Here is a 571-nt window from a genome sequence, read left to right as displayed (position 1 = left end):
ACTGTGAGGAATAACGACGACAGTTTTTCCGCTCCAGAATAGACTGATGAAAAAGTAAATTAGTTGAAATATGCAAAACAACGACCCTTTAAAACCCGGCTACAACTTTGACGCACACCTTGTGGCTGGGCTTACCCCCATTATCGAAGGCGACGAGCTCGATTTTGTGATTGATCGTCCGAACGGGATGAAAGGGTTCATCATCAACATCACGAGCCAAGGTGAAGGAACGATATTTCATGGTGATGATGCTTTTGATGTCAAAACCGGGGATTTATTACTGTTTCCACCAAGCGCAACGCACTTCTACCATCGTAAAAAAGACAACGCATCATGGTTTCACCGCTGGGTCTATTTTCGTCCTCGTGCCTTTTGGAATGACTGGTTGTGTTGGCATGAACAACGAAATGGTGTGTATCTGACTCAAGGATTGGATAACAGCACGATTTCTCAGATTGAACGCCTATTCATCGACATTGAGTACATTTCCAAATCAGACATGCCTTATCGAGCTGATCTCGCGATTAACTTACTGGAACAACTGCTGATTCGTTGTAAAACCATTCAACCT

At 43.6% G+C, this 571-nt stretch carries 1 protein-coding gene; it reads left to right on the top strand.

Translation table 11 applies throughout. From position 1 onward, the window contains the following. Positions 1-70: 70 nt before the first annotated feature. The coding region (gene araC / locus R8O10_RS26675; RefSeq protein ID WP_318192156.1) for an arabinose operon transcriptional regulator AraC at positions 71-571 on the top strand (501 nt) is incomplete at its 3' end.

The organism is Vibrio sp. 1727 (assembly GCF_033344415.1).
GTDB lineage: Bacteria > Pseudomonadota > Gammaproteobacteria > Enterobacterales > Vibrionaceae > Vibrio > Vibrio alginolyticus.
Note: the sequence above shows the minus strand (reverse complement) of the source record. Positions and strands in the feature narration are given on the sequence as shown.